The sequence below is a fragment of the Acidovorax temperans genome, assembly GCF_006716905.1.
GTDB lineage: Bacteria > Pseudomonadota > Gammaproteobacteria > Burkholderiales > Burkholderiaceae_C > Acidovorax > Acidovorax temperans.
On record NZ_VFPV01000001.1, the window covers coordinates 237,131 to 257,231 of the forward strand.

A 20,101-nucleotide genomic window follows, 5' to 3' on the forward strand; every position below is an offset into this window, starting at 1 on the left:
TGCGCAAGGCTTCGCCGTTGCCCCAGGCGGGCGTCAGCCCCATGTCTGCCACCAGGCCCAGCGGTGTGAAGCTGTTGACCGGGTCGTAGGGCAGGTTGTTGCGAATGGCCGGGTTCAGCGTGAGCGTGGTGCTGGCCCCGGCCAGCAGTGTGTAGCCATCCGGCGCCGCCTTGGCCACCTGCCCGGCTGCCAGCACGGTGCCTGCGCCAGGCCGGTTTTCCACCACCACGGGCTGGCCCAGCTTTTCGCTCAAGCCCGAGGCGAGCAAGCGGCCCAGGATGTCGGTGGCGCCGCCTGCGGCATAGGGAATGACGAACTTGATCGGGCGCTCAGGGTACCCCTGCGCCAGCGCCAGCCCGTGCAAGCCCAGCGCCAGGGCACCAGCGCCCAGGCAGGAAAGAAAGCGAAAACGTGTCATGGCCATGGCGCAAACTCCTCAAAGCAGGAAAAGAAACACGAAACAACAGCGGCTGTGCATCACTCAGTCACGCTCATCAACGGCGCTCTGCAGCCAACAGGGGGCTGCGCACCATGGCCGACAGGGCCAGCCCGCACTCGATCTTCCATAGCGCTTCGGGTTTGAGCAAGGCGCGGCGGGCGGGGCTGCGGTACAGCGCCGCGTTGGCGCCCGCCACCATGAAGCTGCGCAGGTCAATCCAGGCGCGCCACACCTGTTCAAAGTCAAACGCGGGGGTCACCTCCTCCACCGCGCAGCCAATGGTTTTGAAATGGCCCAGCGCCGCGCGGCAGGTGTCCAGCAACCCTGGCTCCGTCGGCAGGTGACCGCCCAGATCACCCAACCAGCCAATGCGTGTGCCGCGAAAGTCCCGCTCCAGCGCCCAGCTCCAGTCTTGGGGCCCCTCGCTGCGGCGGGTCAGCGGCAGGCGAGCATCAAACCCCGCCTGCACCGACAGCAGCATCGCCAGATCAGGAATGTTGCGCGCCATGGGGCCCGCCACGCTGAACTGCTGGAAGAACACCTCGTCGGTGGGCCCATGCGGCACGCAGCCCATGGAGGTGCGCAGGCCATACACGTTGTTGAACGCCGAGGGGGTGCGCAGCGACCCCATCATGTCCGAGCCGTCGGCCACCGGCAGCATGCGCAAAGCCACGACCACCCCTGCGCCACCGCTGCTGCCGCCAGCCGAGCGCTGTGGGTCAAAGGCGTTGCGCGTGGTGCCGTACACGGGGTTGAAGGTGTGGCCGCCAGACCTGCCGGGGAGCTGCTGGCCACCCACGCGCTGCGCAATGCACTGGAGGCCGACCGTGTGGTGGCCGACATCGAAGCGCTAAAGGGCCTGCGGCGCGGGTTGATCCGGGTGTGCTGCTCGGCAGGCTTTGCGATTGAGTTTCTGCCCAAGGCCATGGCCCAGTTCCGCGAGCAGCACCCCGGCATGCAGTTCCACCTGCGCGTGGCAGCCCCCGCCGCTGTGACGCAGGCGGTGCTCAACACCGAAGCCGGCATTGGACTCACCTACAGCCGCACGGCCGAACGTGACATTGAGCTGCAGACCCTGGCCGGTCGCACCCTGCCCGAAGGCGTGCGCGCCTTCATTGCCCACCTGCGCCAGCAACTGCCCCCCACCTGACCGACAATGCGGCGCTATGGATCCACCGGCCTGCCGCCAGGCAGAGCCCCACACCGTGCTGACCCGATGAAAACCGCCCACATCGAACCCTTTTTTGCCACCCTGCGGGCCGCCAACCCGCTGCCCAATACCGAGCTGGAATACACCACCGTGTTCGAGTTGCTGGCCGCCGTGCTGCTGTCAGCCCAGGCCACCGATGTGGGGGTGAACAAGGCCACGCGCAAACTGTTCCCGGTGGCGGGCACGCCGCAGGCCATTCTGGATTTGGGGCTGGAAGGGCTGGAGGGCTACATCAAGACGATTGGTCTCTACAAAAGCAAGGCCCGTCACCTGATGGAGACTTGTCGCATTCTGGTGGAGCGGCACGGCGGCGTGGTGCCCCGCACGCGTGAAGAACTGGAACAACTGCCCGGCGTGGGCCGCAAAACCGCCAACGTGGTGCTGAACGTGGCCTTCGGCCAGCCCACCATGGCGGTGGACACGCACATCTTTCGCGTGAGCAACCGCACAGGCCTGGCGCCGGGCAAAAACCCGCTGGCTGTGGAGCTGCAGCTGATGAAGCGCGTGCCCAAGGAATACGCCGTGGATTCGCACCACTGGCTCATCCTGCACGGCCGCTATGTGTGCCAGGCACGCAAGCCTCGCTGCTGGGAATGCGCGGTGAGCAGCTATTGCGACTACCAGCCCAAGACCACAGCCGCCTGACCAGACATCACGCGCGCCTTACTGTTTGAGCAAGGCCGCAAACTCCAGCGCTGCGCGGCTGCGCGAAGCGCCCTTGCGCCACAGAATGCCCGCGTGCCGCACCATGGTGGGTGAGCGCAGTTCAATGGTGTGCAGATCACTCGCCTGCCGGGCCGCACGCTCGGGCGCAATGCAGGCCAGGTCACCCCAGCGGCACACATCCAGCAGCCCTTCTACCGATTCCATTTCCACCCGCACCTGGGGCAACACCCCGGCGGCGCGCAGGCTGTCATCCACCAGCCGCCGGGTAGCGAAGGCACGCGGCAACATGGCCAGCGGCACCTGGGCGAGGTCTTTCACCGCCAGGCTCTTGCGCCGCGCCAGGGGGTGGGCGGGGTTCACCACCAGCTGCATGCGCTCTTCAAACAAGGGCTCGGTGTCGATGTCCTCGCGTTCGGTGGGGTAGAAGGCAATGCCCACATCCAGCAAGCCCTCCACCAGTTGTTCTTCGATGGGCCCAGCGCGCAGGTCCCGCACCACCACGCTTACCCCCGGATAGGCCCGGCTGAAGGCCGCCACCGCCGCAGGCACCAGTGTGTGCAAGAAGGTGGGGATGACCCCCACGGTCAGCGAGCCGGATCGCAGCGCCCCCAGATCGGCCAGCGCCATACGGCCTGCCTCAATCTCATGCAGCGCCCGCGCCGCATACACCCGAAACGCCAGCCCGGCCTGCGAAAGCCGCAGCCGCCGTCCCACGCGGTCAAACAGATCCACGCCCAGCTCCTGCTCCAGTTGCCGCAGTCCGTGCGACAAGGTGGACTGCGTGACGAACAGGTTGTGGGCCGACTGGGTCAGGTGCTCGGTGCGAGCGATGTCGAGAAAGTAGCGAAGCTGGCGGATTTCCATGGCAAGTGGGCGTGAAGGGCAAGGCAGACCGGCAGAGCAAGGCTTCAGGGGCGGCCATGTGGCCTACACACGGGCGCCTCGAATCATCGATGTTATCGAACGAACAGTTCCAAAGGAATCATTGGATTAGTTTCATTGCAAAAACTATCCTCGCGCGAACAAGCTGTCAAAGCACGTTGAAAAACGCAGCGCGACAGCCCCACCCATACCCCGCACTGGCTGCGAGCAACGCTTCATCCAGCAGAAGTCAGCCCCAGCCCTTGCCCCGCCCCTGGGCGGCCCGTTGAGAACCTATACACGCATGACTCTTTTGTCCTCCGCTCCAGATACACCCGCACACGATCTGACGGGCTTTGCCATTGAACGCATCGAAGCGCGCATTCTGGACATTCCCACCATTCGCCCGCACAAGCTGTCGTTCGGCTCCATCAGCCGGCAAAGCCCCGTCATCGTTCAGCTCTGGCTGAAGAACGGTGCCTGCGGTTTTGGCGAGGCGGCCACGATCGGCGGCCCTTCGTGGAACGAAGAATCGCCTGAGAGCATCCTCCACGCCATTACGCAGTACCTGGCACCCGCACTGCTCGGCGAGTTTGGCGGCGGCTTTGAAAGTGCCCTGGCACGCATGGACCGTGCCTGCAAGGGCAACGCCTTCGCCAAAAGCGCGGTGGAAATGGCGCTGGTGGACGCCCTAGCCCGCACCCTGAACATGCCTGCCTGGCAACTGCTGGGCGGCAAAGTGCACCAGAGCCTGCCCCTGGCCTGGACGCTGGCCAGTGGCGACGTGGCGCGCGACCTGCAAGAGGCGCACCTGCGGCTGGAGCAAAAACGCCACCACATCTTCAAGATGAAAATTGGCGCCCGCGCACCCGAGGACGACGTGGCGCACGTAGCACAAATCGCCCGCGGCCTGCAAGGCAAGGCCACGCTCACGGTGGATGTGAACCAGGCGTGGGACGGCAACACCGCCCGCCGCTATCTGCCCCCACTGGTGGAAGCCGGCGTGACGCTGATCGAACAGCCCGTGGCGCGCTGGAATGTGGAGGCGCTGCGCAGCCTCACCGCCACGCTGGACGGCGCACTCATCATGGCCGACGAAACCGTGTGCACGCCGCAAGACGCGTTCATGCTGGCCAGCCTCAAGGCCAGCCATGTCTTCTCGCTCAAGGTGGCCAAGCATGGCGGCCTGGTGCGCACCCGCAAGATTGCTGCGGTGGCTGAAGCGGCCGACATCGGCTGGTATGGCGGCACCATGCTGGAGACATCGCTCGGCAGCGCCGCATCGGCCCATGTGTTCTCTACCCTGGGCGCACAACACCACGGCTGCGAGCTGTTTGGCCCGCAACTGCTGGTGGACGACATCGTGGAGCAGCAAATGCCCATCACCAACTTTGCACTGCAACTGCCCGACGGCCCGGGCTTTGGTGTCGAGGTGTCGCTTGCGCAGCTCAACCGCTTTGACCGCGCACGCCAGGGCCAGGCGCCAGTGCATGTCGATATGGCACCCACCACCCCAACCGTTGCCTGATGGGCAACGCGCCCCATTTTTCTGACCCCTTCAAGGAGCAAACCATGCTGTTTCTGGTTCGTATGGATGTGAACATCCCCCGAGACCTTCCCGAAGCCCAGGCCAACGAGATCAAGGCCCGCGAAAAGGCCTATTCGCAAGACCTGCAGCGCGATGGCCGCTGGAAGAGCATCTGGCGCGTGGTGGGCGAATACGCCAACTACAGCATCTTCGACGTGTCTTCCAACGACGAGCTGCACCAGCTGCTGCAGGGCCTGCCCCTGTTCCCGTTCATGAAGATCCACGTGACCCCCCTGGCCACGCACCCCTCGGCCATCTGATACGGCTTTGCCTTCAAACGCATAACGTCGTTGGTTCGCCCTGCCGTGCTACAGCACTGTCTGCGGCTTCCCGCCTGGTTATCCGATTGAATGCAAAACCGCATGAGCCCTGCCACACCCGCCACAACACCAACACGAGACAAAACCATGATGACGAAACGACAGACGCTGGCGCTGCTGGCCTGCGCCCTGGCCTCGGCCACCCTGCCTGCAGCCCGCGCCCAGGCACCTGCTGCCTCCTGGCCCAGCAAGCCCATCCGCTGGGTGGTGCCCTTCCCTCCGGGCGGCGCCATGGACGCCATTGCGCGCACGCTGGGCGAGAAGGCTGGCAAGACGCTGGGCCAGCCCTTCGTCATCGAGAACAAGCCCGGCGCGGGCGGCAACATTGGTGCCGACTTCGTGGCCAAGCAGCCGGGCGATGGCTACACGCTGATGATCACCTCCATCGGCATGGCCACCAACAAGCCGTTGTACGGCAAGCTGAGTTACGACCCCATCAAGGACTTTGCCCCGGTGAGCCTGCTGGCCGTGGTGCCCAACGTGCTGGTGACCAACGCCACCCAGCCCGATGTGAAGACCGCCAAGGATGTGATTGCCGCCGCGCGCAAGGCGCCCGGTAAGCTCACCTACGCCTCGGCTGGCAACGGCACCTCCATCCACCTGGCGGGCGAAGTGTTCACCTCGCTGGCGCAGGTGGATATGCTGCATGTGCCCTACAAGGGAAGCGGCCCGGCCGTGTCCGACCTGCTGGGCGGTCAGGTCAACTACATGTTCGACAGCATCACCTCGGCCCGTCCGCACATCGAATCGGGCAAGCTGCGCGCTTTGGGCGTGACGACTGCCAAGCGCTCCAAGACCTTGCCCAACGTGCCCACGCTGGCCGAAGCGGGTCTGCCCGGCTACGAGGTCTCGCCCTGGTTTGCCGTATTCATGCCCGCCGCCACGCCCAAGGACATCGTGGCCAAGGTCAACTCCGCCTTGCTCGAAGCCATGAAAGACCCCGACGTGGTCAAGCGCTTTGAAACCATCGGCGCCGAACCCGTGGGCTCCACGCCCGAAGAAATGGCACAGCACCTGGCGCGCGAAAGCGAACGCTGGACCAAGCTGATCCAGGAACGCGGCATCAAGCTCGACTGATTCGCCCTCCCCGCTGCTGGCAGGGCCGCCTGCGCCACGCCCCCCACAGCGGGGTGCTGGTGCGATGCGCCTGCGTGCCTGTGCACCAGCCGCAGCCTTCGACTTCCTTTTCTGCTCTCTCCTCTCACCATGAAAAAACGCACCCTTGCCCACCTGGCCCTGTCGCTGGCCGCCACCCTCGCGCTGCCCTTGGCTCACGCACAAGCCCCTGCCTTCCCCTCAAAGCCTGTGAGCATCGTTGTGCCTTACGCCCCTGGCGGCCCGGTGGACAACCTCGCTCGCGTGCTGGCCACCCGCCTGGGCAAGGAATGGGGCCAGTCCGTGCTGGTGGTCAACAAAACCGGCGCCAACGAAATCATCGGCGCGGAATTTGTGGCCAAGAGCCCCGCTGACGGCTACACACTGTTCGCCGCCACCGAGGCCGCGCTCACCATGAACCCGCACCTGTACAAGAAGCTGCCGTACAACCCCGAGAAGGACTTCACCCCCATCTCGCGCCTCATCAGCGTGCCCATGGTGTTCTTCGTGCCCAAGGCCTCCAAGGCCAACACCTTGAAGGAGTTCATCGAGCTGGCCAAAAACGCCAAGGGCACGCCACTGACTTATGGCTCCTCCGGCGCGGGCGGCATCGTCCACCTGCCCTTGGCGATGTTCGCCAAGCAAGAAGGCCTGGAAATGGTGCACGTGCCCTACAAGGGCGCCGCACCGCTGATTCCGGAAGTCATCTCCGGCCAGATCGACTCTGCCGTGCTGGGCGTGTCGGTGATCGAGCAGCACGTGAAGTCAGGCAAGCTCAAGGCCCTGGCCGTTTCATCAGAAGCACGCAGCCTGGCGCTGCCTGACGTACCTACGTTCAAGGAAGCTGGCGTGAAGGACATTGACGCCGTGTTCAACATCGGCCTCGTCGCCCCTGCTGGTACGCCCGCCGCCATCGTGGAAAAAATCGCCGCTGACGTGCGCCGCATCCTGATGGACCCCGAGTTCCGCAAGACCAACGTGGACGCCTACTCCTACGTGGCCGTGGCTTCCACCCCCGCCGAATACAAGGCCTTCCTGGCCCGCGACCTCAAGGTGCAGGGCGAACGCGTGAAGACCTCTGGCGCAACGCTGGACTGACCGATCGGCACCGCTGCCCCTGCGGCAGCAGCCCCGCAAGCCGCCTCACCAAGGCGGTTTTTTTTTGCCTTAAATGCTACTAATTTCATAGCGGCCTGCGCTTTAACGACGAGAGCTAGAAGGCTAAAGAGGCTCTTCTAGCGAATGCTACTGACACTTTGATTTCCCATGGCCGCCTCCAGCACCAGTGCGGGCTGCAGCCCCCCTGGGGTCTGATCGGTCCAACAACCTGAACCAACCCAGAGACGAATCAAGGTATTTCGTCGCAACACCCTTGAATCGTTGCATCCACCCTCGCAGCCGGCTGACATAGGCATTAACCTTCTGCCCATGCACAGCACCACCGCAAAGACGCTCATCGAACAACTGGCACTGGCCCGCCATCCCGAAGGAGGCTGGTTCAAGGAAACCTACCGCGCCAGCGACAAGCTTGCCGCACAAGCCCTGCCCGCGCGGTTTGGCGGAGACCGGTCTGCTTCCACCGCCATCTACTTCTTGCTGGAGGCGGGCGACATCTCGGCGCTGCACCGCATTCAGTCTGACGAGGTGTGGCACTTTTATGCAGGCTCCACACTGCGCGTGCACGGCATCTTTCCAGATGGCACGTACCAGGAGTGGAAACTCGGCGCCAACCTGGCTGCGGGCGAACACTTCCAGGCCGTGGTGCCTGCGGGCTGCTGGTTTGGCGCAGAGTTGGCCGAAGGCGACTTTGCCCTGGTGGGCTGCACGGTGGCACCCGGTTTTGACTTTGCTGACTTTGAATTGGCGCAAGCGAAGCAGCTTCTTGCCTGCTACCCACAACACGCTGAACTGATCCATCGGCTGACCAGAGCGTGACAACGCTGCTTGGTGCTGGTGCTGGGTAGCAGCGCCTGCCAGGGGAACCCGGCCACTGAAGCCCTCTGCGCCTGAGCGACTGCAGAGCAGCAGACGCCGCAGGGCATCAAAACCGACTGGCCGCCGTCAGGATGACTGTAGCAGCAGCCACCGCAATGGCCTGCAAGCCCACAACCCAGAACCAGATCGGCATGATGCTTCCTCCTGTTGAAAACCGTGAGGATAGGTATCAATCCTCAAGGCATCAGCGGGACGAGTTCCTACGCTGGTGTCAGTCCTGTCTGACAGCGGCGGGCTGCCCCATCACGCGATGGGAGTGGCCCCTGAGCGGGGCTGCTCAAAACTCAAACCAAATAGCTCTGCAGCGCTTATCTGATAAGCGCTAGCAGCTATCACTTTAATAGCATTCAGCACACTTTGCGGCTGCTCAGTAGTGGCAACGCAAAGGCAGATTCTTATGCTGCCGCAGTCTGCTCCGACACCCCTGCCGCTTCGAAGCTCGCCATCTCGCGCAGGATGGCGCAGGCCGAGGGCAGCAGGGGCCAGGCCAGCGCCGCGCCGGAGCCTTCGCCCAGGCGCAAGCCCAGGTCGAGCAACGGCTCGGCCTGCATCTGCGCCAGCATGAGTTGGTGGCCGCGTTCGCCCGAGCGGTGGGCAAACACACAGCGTTGCAGCACATGGGGCTGCAGGCGGCTGGCAACCAGCACGGCGGCGCTGGTGATGAAGCCGTCCACCAGGATCACACGGCGCTCAGCTGCGGCCTGCAGCACGGCACCCACCATGGTGGCGACTTCGTAGCCGCCGAGCGCTGCCAGCGCGTCGAGCGGCGTGGTGGCGGCGGCATTCACGTCCAGCGCCTGTTGCAGCACGGCGCGTTTGCGTTCAATGCCTGCGGCGTCCAGCCCGGTGCCCGCGCCGGTGCATTCGGCCAGTGAGAGGCCGCACAGGCGCGCCAGCAGCAGCGAGGCCACCGAGGTGTTGCCAATGCCCATTTCACCCAGCAGCAGCGCATTGCCCGGCAGGTCGCGCACCAGTTCCATTCCGTTGGTCAGCGCCTGCACGCATTGGTCGGTGCTCATGGCTGGGCCTTGGCTTGCGTCATTCGTGCCGGGGGCCACCTTGCGCAGCAGCAGGCTCGGCTGGCCGGGGGCGGCTTCGCGCGGAGCAATGTCGCGCGCCACGCCGCAGTCCACCACCGTGAGGGCCAGGCCATGCTGGCGCGCCAGCACGCTGACGGCGGCGCCACCGGCGAGGAAGTTCTCCACCATCTGCCAGGTCACGTCGCTCGGAAAGGCCGAGACGCCGCGCGCGGCCAGGCCGTGGTCGCCTGCGAAAACGACCATTTGCGGCTGCTCCAGCCGGGGGGATGCGGTGCCCTGGATCTGGCCCAGGCGCAGCGCAAGCTGCTCCAGGCGGCCCAGCGAACCGAGGGGTTTGGTCTTGTGGTCCAGCTTGTGTTGCAGGGCCTGGGTGAGTTGCGGGTCGGCGATGTCGGCAATCAGGGGCAGGTGGGCATTCATGGCTTTTCAACTTTCAACAGGGAAGCGCGGCCCGCACTCGCAGGCCCGCGCAAATCAACGGCGTTGCGCGTCAAGCAAGGGCGCGGCGGCAAGGTCAGGCGATGGTTTCCCGCCCGCGCTGGGCGGCGGCCTGGTCACGCTGCAAGTGCGCAATGAGCGGCTGTTGGTCGTCGCGCTGGCCCCATTGGTCGAAGTACACCAGGTCTTCGATGGGCAGGCGCGGCAGCCAGCCAGCGGTTTCCAGCTCGGGCTTGGCGTGGAAGTGGCTCACGTAGCCCACGCACAGGTAGGCAATGGGGGTGATGCCCTTGGGAATACCCAGCGCCTCTTGCAGGTCGGCCTGGTGGAAGATGCTGACCCAGCCCACACCCAACCCTTCGGCGCGCGCGGCCAGCCACAGGTTCTGCACGGCGCAGACACTGCTGTACAGGTCCATGGTCTTCATGTGGGTGCGGCCCACCACCACGGGGCCGGTGCGCTCACGGTCGCAGGTGATGCAGATGCCGACGGGCGACTCGATGATGCCTTCGAGCTTGAGCTTTTGGTACGTGGAACGTTTGTCGCCCTCGAACATGCCGGCGGCCTCGGCGTGGGCCTTGGCAAAGGCACCCTGCACGCGGCGCTTGGTGTCTGGCGAACGCACCACGAGAAAGTTCCAGGGCTGCATGAAGCCCACCGAGGGCGCGTGGTGCGCGGCGGTGAGGATGCGGCTGAGCACCTCGTCAGGCACCGGCGTGGGCAAAAACTGCCCGCGCACGTCGCGGCGTGAAAAGATGGCGTGGTAGATGGCGTCGCGCGCTTGTTGCGTGAAGGCGTGCGCGCTGGGCGTGGCTTGCGCCACTGCGCTGGTATTCATGGCAGTCCCCTGTGCGTGAATAGTGGCAGCGCTGCCCGGCCTTGCAGCGCCAAAAATGGCTCAGGCCGGTCTTCTGGCTTGGAGTCATCTGGCCCCCGCACCTTCCCGGCCTTGGCGACCAGTGGCATTCAGCGGGCGGCATCGTCCTTACAGCGTTGGGCACGCGGCGGAGTTGCACCGCCTTCCCGATTCTCCCTTTGCGTCATCGCATTGGGCACCTGAGGGCGGGGATGATAGCAGCCGGTGAACCGCGTATTTCTTACGCGATCAGCGCGTCCAGCACGCCCGGGTCGAAGTGCCGGGCCACCCCATCGGCCAGGCCGTCGAACACGGTATCGAGCGTGGGGGCCTGGGCGCCAAACAGGGCGTGCAGCACGGCGGCGTCCTCGAACAAACCGTGCAGGTACACGCCCAGCACATTGCCCGCCGGGTTCTGCCAGGCAATACCGGGCATGACCTCGCGCGCCACATCACCCTTGGCGGCCATGGCGGGGTGCTGGGCGGTCTGGCCGTGGTGGATTTCGTAGCCGCAGGCAGCCACGCCCGAGAGCGGCGCCCAGGCACCCGTGAGCTGCCCGAAGGCTGCGCTGGTGCGCTGCACGGTCTTGGCAGGCTCGAACACGGTGACCAGGGGCAGCAGGCCCAGGCCGGGAGCGTTGCCGTCGATGCCCTCGGGGTCGATCAGCGCCTCGCCCAGCATCTGCAGGCCGCCGCACACACCCAGCACGGTGCCGCCCTGCCCCGCGTGCGCAGCGATGGACTGGTCCAGCCCCTGCGCGCGCAGCCAGGCCAGGTCGGCGGCGGTGGCTTTGGAGCCGGGCAGCACGATCCAGTCCGTTGGCCGCAGGCCTGCCACATCGGCCGGGCTGCGCACCCATTGCAGGCGCAGGCCGGGCACGTTTTTGAGCGGCTGGAATTCATCGAGGTTGCTGATGCGCGGGTAGGCCACCACGGCCACGGTGGTGTGCACGGCGCCGGGCGTGGTGTGCGGTCGATTGAGCGGCGACGGGCCGCCCCTAGCCGCGAGAGCCCCCTCGGGGGGCAGCGAGGACACGCCAGTGCCGAGCGTGGGGGTCATATCAAACACACCGTCTTCCTCGGGCAGGCCGTGGTGCCACTGCATGGGAATGGTGGCCACGGTGGGCACGCCGGTGCGCTCCTGCAGGTGCTGCGGCGCGGGCGCGAGCAGGCTGGCATCGCCCCGGAACTTGTTGAGCACGAAGCCGTGGATCAGCGCCCGCTCGTCCTCGGGCAGTAGCGCCCAGGTGCCATACAGGTGGGCAAAAGCGCCGCCCCGGTCGATGTCGGTGACCAACAGGCAGCGCGCACCGGCGTGGCGCGCCACGCGCATGTTCACGATGTCGCTGGCGTGCAGGTTGGTCTCGGCGGGCGAACCCGCGCCCTCGATCACTACCACGTCGTTCTCGGCGCGCAGCGCATCAAGCGCGGCGGCAATCTGCGGCCACACCAGTTGGCTGCGGCCGCGCCAGGGCAGCGCGGTGAGCTCGGCGCTCACCTGACCCATCAGCACCACCTGGCTGCGCGTGTCGGCCTCGGGCTTGAGGAGGAGCGGGTTCATGCGCACTTCAGGCACGGCGCGCGCAGCCAAGGCCTGGAAATACTGCGCCGAGCCGATCTCGCCCCAGGCGCCTTCGATGCCTGCCACCCCGCCGCCGGGCCGCCCCAAGGCGGGGTGCGCCCCCTCGGGGGGCAGCGCAGCAGACGCAGTGGCAAGCGTGGGGGCAGCTACCACGCGGGCGTTGTTGCTCATGTTCTGCGCCTTGAACGGCGCCACCTTCAGGCCCAGGTTGCTGTAGTAGCGGCACAGCGCGGTGGTAAGCCAGCTTTTGCCGGCGCCGCTGGTGGTGCCCAGCACCATCACGCAGCGGGCCAGCGGATGGGCGGGCGGAGCAGTCACGGGAGTGTTCATCGGTGCATTCATGTTCGTTCCAAAGGTGCGGCCTACGGGCCTCCAACGTGCATCGCCTGCCACGCAGTCCGCAAGGCATCCTGCGACGCGGGCGGCAGTACACCCAGGCGCACGGCACCAGGCAAGCCAAACGAGGTGCAGTCGCGCAGCTTGATGCCATGTTGGCGCAGCGCGGCCAGCAGGCTGGCTGTTTGCGCGCTGGAGTCACCCGCGCACTGTGCTGTGGGCAAGGTGGCGACAAAGTAGTTGGCCAGGCTGCCGGGCACCACGGACCAGCCCAGTTGGGTACACAGGGCCATTTGCCGGTCTTTCCAGCTGCGCAGGGTAGGCAAGCAGTCTGCCACCCATTGCTGCACGGCCGGTGTGGCCCAGACCTCTAACAAGGCCACGCCATGTGCGCCCACGGGCCAGGATGCCGCCAGGCCTTGCAGCGCCAGCACTGTGCCCTCTGCGCCTGCAGGGGCCACGGCGTAGGCAGCACGCACGCCCGTCAAGCCCAGGGATTTGTTGGGCGACCACAGTTGCCACGCGGATGCAGGTAGCGCCGGATCTGTGCTGTTGACCGCGAGCCGCAGCGGGCGGTAGGCACAGTCCAGCACCCGCACGCTGCCGGGCGGCGTGGGGCCGTGCCATGCAGACAGCACACCGTCCACCGTGCCCAGCGGGCTGGCGGGCTCGCAGGCCCAGTGCAAGGTGGCGGGTGCGGCAGCGTCCGTACCCTCCATGCCCACCAGAGCCTTGGCACTGCGTCGCAACACCGCCAGCCCATGGGCCTGGGCCGCCTGGGCGTAGTCACCGTAGCTGTGGGGCGGCAGCTGCACCTGGGTGCAGCCGTGCAGCCGTGCCCAGGTGGTGATACGGTGGATGAACTCAGACGCGCTACCCGCCACCACGATGCGATCGGGCGTCACACCATGCAGCGCGGCCAGCGCGGCGCGCAGGGCGGTGTAGGCGGGGTCGGGGTAGCGCGTGGCATCGGCCTGCTGCAGTGCATCCAGCACGGCAGGGCATGGGCCGCACGCATTGCTGTTGGTGGAAAAATCATGCACCGGCACGCCCAGCGCGTCCGGGCCACCATGCACGCCCAGCGGGATGGATGGAAGGGTCAGCATGCCTCAACCTCCGGCCATCGCTATTAAAACAAGAGCTGCCAGCGCTGATGGAATAAGCGTCAGAACCACTTTTTCCCCATAAGCTGCAGCGCGCTGCGTGTGCAGCGGGCCCGGCGCATGCCCGCCCGGGTGCAAGGTGTACACCCCCGGCTTGGCCAGCCGCACACCCAGCGCCAGGGCCATGGCGGCCATGGGCCAGCCGCTGTTGGGCGATGGGGTTTTGCGCGCCTCTTTGGCCAGCGCCCGGGCGGGCAAGCCGCCATGCAGTGCGGCCAGCAGCAGCGCGGTGATGCGCGCGGGCAGCCACGAGAGCACATCGTCAGCCCGTGCGGCCCACTTGCCTGCCCATTGCCAGTAGCGCGCGCCCCGACTGCCGGGGTAGCCCCACATGGCATCGGCCGTGTTGGCAAAACGGTAGATGGCCGCACCGGGCAGGCCCAGCAGCACGAACCAGAACACGGGCGCCACCACCGAATCGTTGAGGTTTTCGGCCAGCGATTCGATGGCCGATTCACGCACCTCGGCAGGGGTGAGCTGGCTCACGTCGCGGCTGACCAGGCGGGCCAGTTGTTCGCGCCCCTCGGGCAGCGAGCGGGCCAGCGCCCGTTCCACCGCCAAGACTTCATCGCGCAGCATGCGCCACGCCAGCAGGGGCTTGAGCAGCACTGCCAGCAAGGGAGCCGCCAGCCACCAGGGCGCTTGCTGCAACTGGCTTTGCAGCCACCAGGCCAACGCGCCTGTGGCACCGGCCCCGGTGCACCACGCCAGCGCGCCCAGCCAGAAAGAACGGCGTTTTTGTGCGTGGCGCGGGGGGTCCGCCGTGGTCAGCGGCGCAATGTGCGGCCCGGCCCAGCCCAGGTAGCGCCCCATCCACACCACAGGGTGCAGGCGCACCGGTGGCTCGCCCAGGTACCAATCCACCAGCAAGGCCAAGCCCAGCGCCAGCGCGCACACCAGCGCCCACGCCAGGCCCGGCGTGCCCCCAGCGCTGAGCCAACTACCTGCCATGCGCCCTGCCCTCCTCCACATTCATGCGCCATGCGGTGCGTGCACATGCCCCCACAGTGGCACCCACCACCCAGAACACGCCCGCCACCCCAATGACGGCACCTGCCGTGCCGAACAGCATGGGCATGACCACGCTGGACGCGTTGATGGCCATGAGCCGCAGGCCCAGGGCTTCGCCATGGCGATGCTCGGGCGTGATCTGGTGTAGCAGGCTCATGACCATGGGCTGCACCGAGCCCAGCGCAAAGCCCAGCAGCACCGAGCACAAGCCCATCGCCAGGGCCGATGGCAAGACCGGGTACACCCCGAATAACACGGCCGTGACCACCATGGCGCCCGCCACCACGGCGTGTTCACGCACATGCTTGGCCACCAGCGGCAGCAGCAGCCGCACCACGGCCGCGGCCACAGCGAACGCACCCAGGATGGAACCGATGACCGAGGCCGACAGCCCCCGTTCGTGCCCGATGAGCGGCACCACAAAGGTGTGCACATCCCAGCAGGAAGAGAGCACCCAGTTCACGATGATGAGGCGGCGAAACGCAGGCTCGTTGAGCAGATCCCACGAGCGCTGGGGCGGGCCGCCGGCAGCGGCGATCACGGGCGGCAATTCTTCGGTGTGGCGCACCCAGAACCAGGTGGCTAAAGGCAGCACGGCCAGTAAGGCAAACGCGGCGCGGTACCCCTCGGTACTGCCCGCAGTGCTGCCCGCGTGGTCAATCATCAGCCCCGCAAAAAACGGCCCGATGAAGTTGGACACCGCCGGGCCAATGGCCAGCCAGCTGAACACCTGGCGCAACTGGGCGGTGTCGTGCGCAGCGCGGCCCACGTGGCGCTGCAGCGCAATGATGGCCAGGCCTGTGGCACCGCCCGTCATCAGAGCCGACAGGCACATCACCGAAAACACCGGAAAAATCAGCGAAAGCCCTGCCCCCGCACACGCCATGACCACCGCAATGCCCACGGAGCGCTTGAGGCCGTGCCGATCCGCGTAGCGCCCCGCAGGCAGCGCCAGAAACACCTGCGTGAGCGCAAACAGCGCCAGCAGCACCCCCACGGCAGCGGCGCTGTAGCCCTCGCGCAGGGCCAGCAGCGGCGTGGCCATGCGCATGCCCGTCATGCAGGCGTGCAGAAAAATCTGCCCGGCAATCAGGCGGGCCAGCGCCATGTTCACGGGGCGTCGTCCTCCAGGCCCAGCAGCGATGCCGTGGCGCCAGGTACTGCGGAAGACGTTGCGGCGTCGGGCGCGGGCAACTCCTGCACATCGCGCAGCTTGCGCTGGATGGCGCGGGTGCGCACGCCCACCTCGTCAAACTTTTTGGCGGCGGCGTCGATGGATTTTTTGGTGGCCTCCACCACATCGCCAAACTTGGCGAACTCGGTCTTGACCACGCCCAGCAGGCTCCACACCTCGGACGAACGCTTTTCAATCGCCAGGGTCTTGAAGCCCATTTGCAAACTATTGAGCATGGCAGCCAGATTGGCCGGGCCAGTGATCATCACGCGGCACTCGTTCTGCACGGCTTCGACCAGGCCGGGGCGGCGCATGACTTCGGCAAACAGGCCTTCGGTGGGCAGGTAGAGCACCGCAAAGTCGGTGGTGTGCGGTGGCGACACGTACTTGGCGAAGATCTTCTTCGCTTCGAGCTTGATGGAGCTTTCAAACGCATTGCCTGCCGACTGGATGGCGGCTTTGTCTGCCACGTCTTGCGCATCGAGCAGGCGCTGGTATTGCTCCACGGGATATTTGGAGTCGATGGGCAGCCACACGGGCTCTTCTTCGCGCTTGCCTGGCAGGCGGATGGCGAATTCCACCAGCTCATCGCTGCCCGGCACGGTCTTGACGTTGCGTGCGTACTGGTCGGGCGTGAGCACGTTGTCGATGATGGCACCCAACTGCATTTCGCCCCAGGTGCCGCGCGTTTTCACATTGGTCATCACGCGCTTCAAGTCGCCCACGCTGCCCGCCAGGGTCTGCATTTCGCCCAGGCCCTTGTGCACTTGTTCGAGCCGGTCGCTGACGAGTTTGAAAGATTCGCCCAGGCGCTGCTCGAGCGTGGCGTGGAGCTTTTCGTCCACCGTGCGGCGCATTTCTTCGAGCTTGGTGGCGTTGTCGGCCTGGATGGCGGCGAGGCGTTCGTTGAGCGCGGTGCGCAGTTGCTCGGCGTTTTGCTGGCTGCCCTGCACCATGCCCACCAGTTGCTGCGACACGGCATCCTGCAGCACCGAGAACTGGTTCTTGATCTGAAAGCCGTTGGCTTCGAGCTGGTCCTTGAGCGCGGTGGACATGGCACCCAACTGCGTCTGGATGTCGCCCTTGAGCGAATCGAGCGTGAGCCGCGTGGCGGCCTGCAGGGCCTCAAAGCGCTCTTGAATGCGCTTTTCAAACAGCGCGGTGCTCTCGGCCATGGCTTCGCGGGACTTGACGCTTTCGGCCGCCAGCGCCGCCGTGGTAGTGGTCAGCTCGGTGCGGAAGCCGGTGAGCGTGTCCGACAGCTCCTTGCGCGCAGCCGCCGCATCGGCCTGCCCTTGCGCCAGGTGGGCCAGTAGCGCCTTGCTGCTTTCTTCCAGGCGGCTGGCCACAGCCAGTTGCAGGGCGTCAAAGCGCTGGGCCAGGGCGGCGTCTTGCGCGGCCTGGCGCTGGGTCAAGGCACTGTCAAACGCCGTGAAGCGCTGCTCCAGACGGCCCTCAAACCCGGTGAAGGCGGCAAGCAACTCAGAGCGGCCATTGCGCGATTCGGCCACGGCCTGCGCCAGGCGCTCGTCCACCGCGCCGCGCAGCCCTTCCAGCGTGGTCTGCGTGGTTTGCGTGAAGCCGCGCAGCTGCTGGCCCATGCCGTCCATCGCGCCATCGTTCTTGGCCACGGCAAGCTGGGTGGCTTGCGCCGTTTGCTCCAGCGCCTGCAGGCGGGCCAGCCATTCGGGCGGCAGATCGACCCGGGGGCGACGCAGCAGGATCAGCACCAGCAAAACCAGCACCAGGGCCACAGCGGCCAGCAAAACGAGGGTATCGGTAGTCAAGGCAGATTTACTATGTTTTTAATAGCTGCCAGCGCTTGATACATAAGCGCTGGAGGCCAATTTCACTCAAAACAGCTCAGACACGCAGGCCGGGCACGGGCTGGTTGACGGGGGTGAGCGGGCCGCGCCCATCAAAGAACGCGATCAGGTTGTCTGCCGCCAGATTGGCCATGGCGCGGCGCGTGGGCACCGTGGCGCTGGCAATGTGCGGGGTAAGCACCACGTTGGGCACGGTGAGCAGATCGGGGTGAACGCTGGGCTCGCCTTCAAACACATCCAGGCCGGCTGCGGCAATGCGCTGCTCACGCAACGCCACGGCTAGCGCCGCATCGTCCACGATGCCGCCGCGCGCAATGTTGATGAGGGTGGCCGTGGGCTTCATCAGCGCCAGCTCGGCAGCGCCAATGGTGTGGTGCGATGCCGCGCTGTAGGGCACCACCAGCATGACGTGATCTGCCGTGCGCAACAGTTCTTCCTTGCCCACGTAGGTGGCCTTGCATTCGGCCTCCAGAGCGGGCGCGAGGCGTGAGCGGTTGTGATAGATCACCCTCATGCCAAAACCGTGCGCGCCGCGCTTGGCAATGCCCTGCCCGATGCGGCCCATGCCGATGATGCCCAGCGTGCTGCCGTGGATGTCGCTGCCCGCAAACATGTCGTAGCTCCACTTGGTCCATTGGCCAGCGCGCAGGAAATGCTCGCTCTCGGTCAAGCGGCGGGCCGTGGCCATGAGCAATGCAAAGCCGAAGTCGGCCGTGGTCTCGGTCAGCACATCGGGCGTATTGGTGCCCTGCACGCCAGCGGCGGTCATGGCGTCCACATCAAAGTTGTTGTAGCCCACGGCCATGTTGGCGCAGATTTTGAGGCGCGGCGCAGCAGCCAGCAGCGCGGCATCCACGCGCTGGCTGCCAGTGGTCAGCACGCCGTCTTTGTCAGCCAGGCGCTCGGCTAGCTCTTGCTGCGTCCAGATCACGTCGTCGGGATTGGCTTCCACGTCGAAGTGCTCGCGCAGACGGTCCACGATGTCAGGGAAGATCGCACGGGCGACCAGGATGCGGGGTTTGCTCATGGTGTTACTTGAACCAGATGAACGTCATCACGATGAACAGCGGCACCAAAATGCCGCCCGACCACAGCATGTAGCCGAAGAAGCTCGGCATCTTCACACCCCGGTCTTCGGCAATGGCCTTGACCATGAGGTTGGGTGCATTGCCGATGTAGGTGTTGGCGCCCATGAACACGGCCCCGGCGGAGATGGCGGCCAGCGTGGGGGCCAGGGTGGTCATCAGCGCGGCAGGGTCGCCGCCGGCGGTGTTGAAGAACACGAGGTAGGTGGGCGCGTTGTCGAGGAACGAGCTGAGTGCGCCTGTGGCCCAGAAGTACATGGCCGGGTCGGGCGAACCATCGGGCCGCGTGACGGCCGCCACGATGGCACCGAAGGGGCCGTTGACGCCGGCCTTGAGCATGGCGATGACGGGGATGATGGTGAGGAAGATGCCAGCAAACAGCTTGGCCACTTCCTGCATGGGCCCCCAGCCGAACTGGTTGTCTTCATGCACCTGCTTGGGCGTGAGCCACAGCGACGCAAAAGTCACCAAGACCAAGCCCACATCGCGCACGATGCCGGGCAGGCCCACTTCGGTGCCCGCAATGTTGAACACCACGGGTGATTTCCAGAAGCCGCTGAGCAGCACCAGCCCCACCACCGCGCCCAGCAGCGCAAAGTTGACCTTGCCGTCAAAGCCAATCGAGCGGCTGTCGGGCGTGGGGTCGGTGTTGAGCACCTCTTCGCGGCGGTGGTAATACCAGCTGTCCAGCACAAAGAAGATGACCAGCAGCGCGCCGATGAGGAACAGGCTTTCAGGGAAGATGTGGCGCACCGTCCAGAAAAAGTCCACGCCCTTCAGGAAGCCTAGGAACAGCGGCGGGTCGCCCAGCGGTGTGAGCGAGCCTCCGGCGTTGGAGACGATGAAGATGAAGAACACCACCACATGGGCCACATGCTTGCGGTTGTCGTTGGCGCGGATCAGCGGGCGAATGAGCAGCATGGACGCGCCCGTGGTGCCCATGAAGCTGGCCAGCACCGCACCAATCGCCAGGATGGCCGTGTTGAGCCCCGGGCTGCCGTGCAGGTTGCCCCGAATGAAGATGCCGCCCGCCACAGTGAACAGCGCCGTCAGCAGGATCACGAACGGGATGTATTCGGCCAACAGCGCATGCACCAGGCTCACGCCCGCCACCGCGGGCCCGAAGGTGATGGCAAAGGGCAGCAAAAACGCCAGGCCCCAGGCCGCAGCCACCTTGCCAAAGTGGTGGTGCCAGAAGATGGGGGCCAAGAGCGGCATGAGCGCAATCGACAGCAGGATGCCCGCGAACGGCACACCCCACAGCACCGAGAGCGTGCTGCCATCCATGTCGGCAGCCATGCACAGGCCAGGCAACAGGGCCCCGGCGGCGGCCACCCAAGGCGCAGCGCGGCGAGAAATTTTCATAGTGTTGTCTCCATCAATGCGTTATGTCATCGGGCAGGCCCCGGCGCGTTG

The 20,101-nt window shown here is 65.9% G+C and carries 16 protein-coding genes, 4 pseudogenes and 1 riboswitch; of the genes and pseudogenes, 7 read left to right on the forward strand and 13 right to left on the reverse strand.

The genetic code is table 11. From position 1 onward, the window contains the following. Positions 1–34: 34 nt before the first annotated feature. Together BDD18_RS01075 and BDD18_RS01080 are read right to left on the reverse strand one after the other, a co-directional pair. Positions 35–424 (reverse strand): annotated as a pseudogene (locus tag BDD18_RS01075) (Bug family tripartite tricarboxylate transporter substrate binding protein); the annotation flags it as partial. Positions 425–530: 106 nt separating this feature from the next. Then, positions 531–1,208 (reverse strand): annotated as a pseudogene (locus BDD18_RS01080) (amidase family protein); the annotation flags it as partial. On the opposite strand from BDD18_RS01080, the pseudogene BDD18_RS01085 reads away from it, so the two are divergent. Beyond that, positions 1,197–1,511, forward strand: a pseudogene (locus BDD18_RS01085) (LysR substrate-binding domain-containing protein); the annotation flags it as partial. The pseudogenes BDD18_RS01080 and BDD18_RS01085 overlap by 12 nt on opposite strands. A gap of 144 nt (positions 1,512–1,655) precedes the next feature. Beyond that, positions 1,656–2,294: an endonuclease III gene (gene nth / locus BDD18_RS01090; RefSeq protein ID WP_044396274.1), complete on the forward strand. Its 639-nt coding sequence runs from the start codon at positions 1,656–1,658 to the stop codon at positions 2,292–2,294. Between the two features lie 18 nt (positions 2,295–2,312). Here nth and cynR read toward each other — a convergent pair whose 3' ends face one another. Further along, positions 2,313–3,179, reverse strand: coding sequence for a transcriptional regulator CynR (gene cynR / locus BDD18_RS01095; protein WP_142080911.1), 867 nt, complete (start codon positions 3,177–3,179; stop codon positions 2,313–2,315). Between the two features lie 301 nt (positions 3,180–3,480). Between cynR and BDD18_RS01100 the strand changes: the two genes are divergently transcribed. From BDD18_RS01100 to BDD18_RS01115, 4 genes are all read left to right on the forward strand, one after another. Then, the gene (locus tag BDD18_RS01100) at positions 3,481–4,704 is read left to right on the forward strand and encodes a muconate cycloisomerase family protein (protein ID WP_142080914.1); all 1,224 of its coding nucleotides are present in this window, start codon (positions 3,481–3,483) and stop codon (positions 4,702–4,704) included. 44 nt (positions 4,705–4,748) lie between these two features. Beyond that, positions 4,749–5,024, forward strand: coding sequence for a muconolactone Delta-isomerase (gene catC, locus BDD18_RS01105; protein WP_044396268.1), 276 nt, complete (start codon positions 4,749–4,751; stop codon positions 5,022–5,024). A 147-nt stretch (positions 5,025–5,171) separates the two neighbouring features. Then, positions 5,172–6,161: a tripartite tricarboxylate transporter substrate binding protein gene (locus tag BDD18_RS01110; RefSeq protein WP_420837295.1), complete on the forward strand. Its 990-nt coding sequence runs from the start codon at positions 5,172–5,174 to the stop codon at positions 6,159–6,161. Between the two features lie 129 nt (positions 6,162–6,290). Further along, on the forward strand, positions 6,291–7,277 hold the full coding sequence (locus BDD18_RS01115) for a Bug family tripartite tricarboxylate transporter substrate binding protein (protein ID WP_142080916.1): 987 nt from the start codon (positions 6,291–6,293) through the stop codon (positions 7,275–7,277). 137 nt (positions 7,278–7,414) lie between these two features. On the opposite strand, the pseudogene BDD18_RS01120 reads toward BDD18_RS01115, so the two are convergent. Next, positions 7,415–7,619: pseudogene (locus BDD18_RS01120) on the reverse strand (IS1595-like element ISAte2 family transposase); the annotation flags it as partial. Here BDD18_RS01120 and BDD18_RS01125 point away from each other — a divergent pair. Beyond that, entirely contained in the window at positions 7,608–8,114 is a 507-nt protein-coding gene (locus BDD18_RS01125; protein ID WP_142080918.1) for a cupin domain-containing protein, read from the forward strand. The pseudogene BDD18_RS01120 and the gene BDD18_RS01125 sit on opposite strands and share 12 nt — an antisense overlap. A 455-nt stretch (positions 8,115–8,569) precedes the next feature. Here BDD18_RS01125 and cobT read toward each other — a convergent pair whose 3' ends face one another. The 9 genes from cobT to BDD18_RS01170 form a co-directional block, all read right to left on the reverse strand. After that, complete coding sequence (cobT, locus tag BDD18_RS01130; RefSeq protein WP_142080920.1) at positions 8,570–9,634, reverse strand: nicotinate-nucleotide--dimethylbenzimidazole phosphoribosyltransferase; 1,065 nt, start codon at positions 9,632–9,634, stop codon at positions 8,570–8,572. Between the two features lie 94 nt (positions 9,635–9,728). Beyond that, on the reverse strand, positions 9,729–10,490 hold the full coding sequence (gene bluB / locus BDD18_RS01135) for a 5,6-dimethylbenzimidazole synthase (RefSeq protein ID WP_142080921.1): 762 nt from the start codon (positions 10,488–10,490) through the stop codon (positions 9,729–9,731). 46 nt (positions 10,491–10,536) lie between these two features. Next, a riboswitch (cobalamin riboswitch) is annotated at positions 10,537–10,727 on the reverse strand. Positions 10,728–10,749: 22 nt separating this feature from the next. Continuing rightward, positions 10,750–12,369 (reverse strand): cobyric acid synthase, encoded by a 1,620-nt coding sequence (locus BDD18_RS01140; RefSeq protein WP_142082463.1) that lies wholly within the window; start codon positions 12,367–12,369, stop codon positions 10,750–10,752. An 83-nt stretch (positions 12,370–12,452) separates the two neighbouring features. Next, positions 12,453–13,532 carry an aminotransferase class I/II-fold pyridoxal phosphate-dependent enzyme gene (locus tag BDD18_RS01145; RefSeq protein ID WP_142080924.1) on the reverse strand — a complete coding sequence of 360 codons (1,080 nt, stop codon included), beginning with the start codon at positions 13,530–13,532 and terminating at the stop codon, positions 12,453–12,455. 3 nt (positions 13,533–13,535) lie between these two features. Then, positions 13,536–14,540 (reverse strand): adenosylcobinamide-phosphate synthase CbiB, encoded by a 1,005-nt coding sequence (gene cbiB / locus BDD18_RS01150; protein WP_142080926.1) that lies wholly within the window; start codon positions 14,538–14,540, stop codon positions 13,536–13,538. Beyond that, positions 14,530–15,714 (reverse strand): MFS transporter, encoded by a 1,185-nt coding sequence (locus BDD18_RS01155; protein WP_142080928.1) that lies wholly within the window; start codon positions 15,712–15,714, stop codon positions 14,530–14,532. Before BDD18_RS01155 ends, cbiB begins: the two co-directional genes overlap by 11 nt. Then, positions 15,711–17,561: a DNA recombination protein RmuC gene (locus BDD18_RS01160; protein ID WP_142080929.1), complete on the reverse strand. Its 1,851-nt coding sequence runs from the start codon at positions 17,559–17,561 to the stop codon at positions 15,711–15,713. The genes BDD18_RS01155 and BDD18_RS01160 overlap by 4 nt, the downstream gene beginning before the upstream one ends. 76 nt (positions 17,562–17,637) lie before the next feature. Next, positions 17,638–18,627: a 2-hydroxyacid dehydrogenase gene (locus tag BDD18_RS01165; RefSeq protein WP_142080931.1), complete on the reverse strand. Its 990-nt coding sequence runs from the start codon at positions 18,625–18,627 to the stop codon at positions 17,638–17,640. Positions 18,628–18,631: 4 nt separating this feature from the next. Next, on the reverse strand, positions 18,632–20,050 hold the full coding sequence (locus BDD18_RS01170; protein WP_211360633.1) for a sodium:proton antiporter: 1,419 nt from the start codon (positions 20,048–20,050) through the stop codon (positions 18,632–18,634). Positions 20,051–20,101: the final 51 nt, after the last annotated feature.

Excerpts from the sequence above, each read along its gene's own strand:
- nth (WP_044396274.1), top strand. The coding sequence starts at position 1,656 with ATGAAAACCGCCCACATCGAACCCTTTTTTGCCACCCTGCGGGCCGCC.
- cynR (WP_142080911.1), bottom strand. The coding sequence starts at position 3,179 with ATGGAAATCCGCCAGCTTCGCTACTTTCTCGACATCGCTCGCACCGAG.
- BDD18_RS01100 (WP_142080914.1), top strand. The coding sequence starts at position 3,481 with ATGACTCTTTTGTCCTCCGCTCCAGATACACCCGCACACGATCTGACG.
- catC (WP_044396268.1), top strand. The coding sequence starts at position 4,749 with ATGCTGTTTCTGGTTCGTATGGATGTGAACATCCCCCGAGACCTTCCC.
- BDD18_RS01110 (WP_420837295.1), top strand. The coding sequence starts at position 5,172 with ATGATGACGAAACGACAGACGCTGGCGCTGCTGGCCTGCGCCCTGGCC.
- BDD18_RS01115 (WP_142080916.1), top strand. The coding sequence starts at position 6,291 with ATGAAAAAACGCACCCTTGCCCACCTGGCCCTGTCGCTGGCCGCCACC.
- BDD18_RS01125 (WP_142080918.1), top strand. The coding sequence starts at position 7,608 with ATGCACAGCACCACCGCAAAGACGCTCATCGAACAACTGGCACTGGCC.
- cobT (WP_142080920.1), bottom strand. The coding sequence starts at position 9,634 with ATGAATGCCCACCTGCCCCTGATTGCCGACATCGCCGACCCGCAACTC.
- bluB (WP_142080921.1), bottom strand. The coding sequence starts at position 10,490 with ATGAATACCAGCGCAGTGGCGCAAGCCACGCCCAGCGCGCACGCCTTC.
- BDD18_RS01140 (WP_142082463.1), bottom strand. The coding sequence starts at position 12,369 with ATGGTGCTGGGCACCACCAGCGGCGCCGGCAAAAGCTGGCTTACCACC.
- BDD18_RS01145 (WP_142080924.1), bottom strand. The coding sequence starts at position 13,532 with ATGCTGACCCTTCCATCCATCCCGCTGGGCGTGCATGGTGGCCCGGAC.
- cbiB (WP_142080926.1), bottom strand. The coding sequence starts at position 14,540 with ATGGCAGGTAGTTGGCTCAGCGCTGGGGGCACGCCGGGCCTGGCGTGG.
- BDD18_RS01165 (WP_142080931.1), bottom strand. The coding sequence starts at position 18,627 with ATGAGCAAACCCCGCATCCTGGTCGCCCGTGCGATCTTCCCTGACATC.
- BDD18_RS01170 (WP_211360633.1), bottom strand. The coding sequence starts at position 20,050 with ATGAAAATTTCTCGCCGCGCTGCGCCTTGGGTGGCCGCCGCCGGGGCC.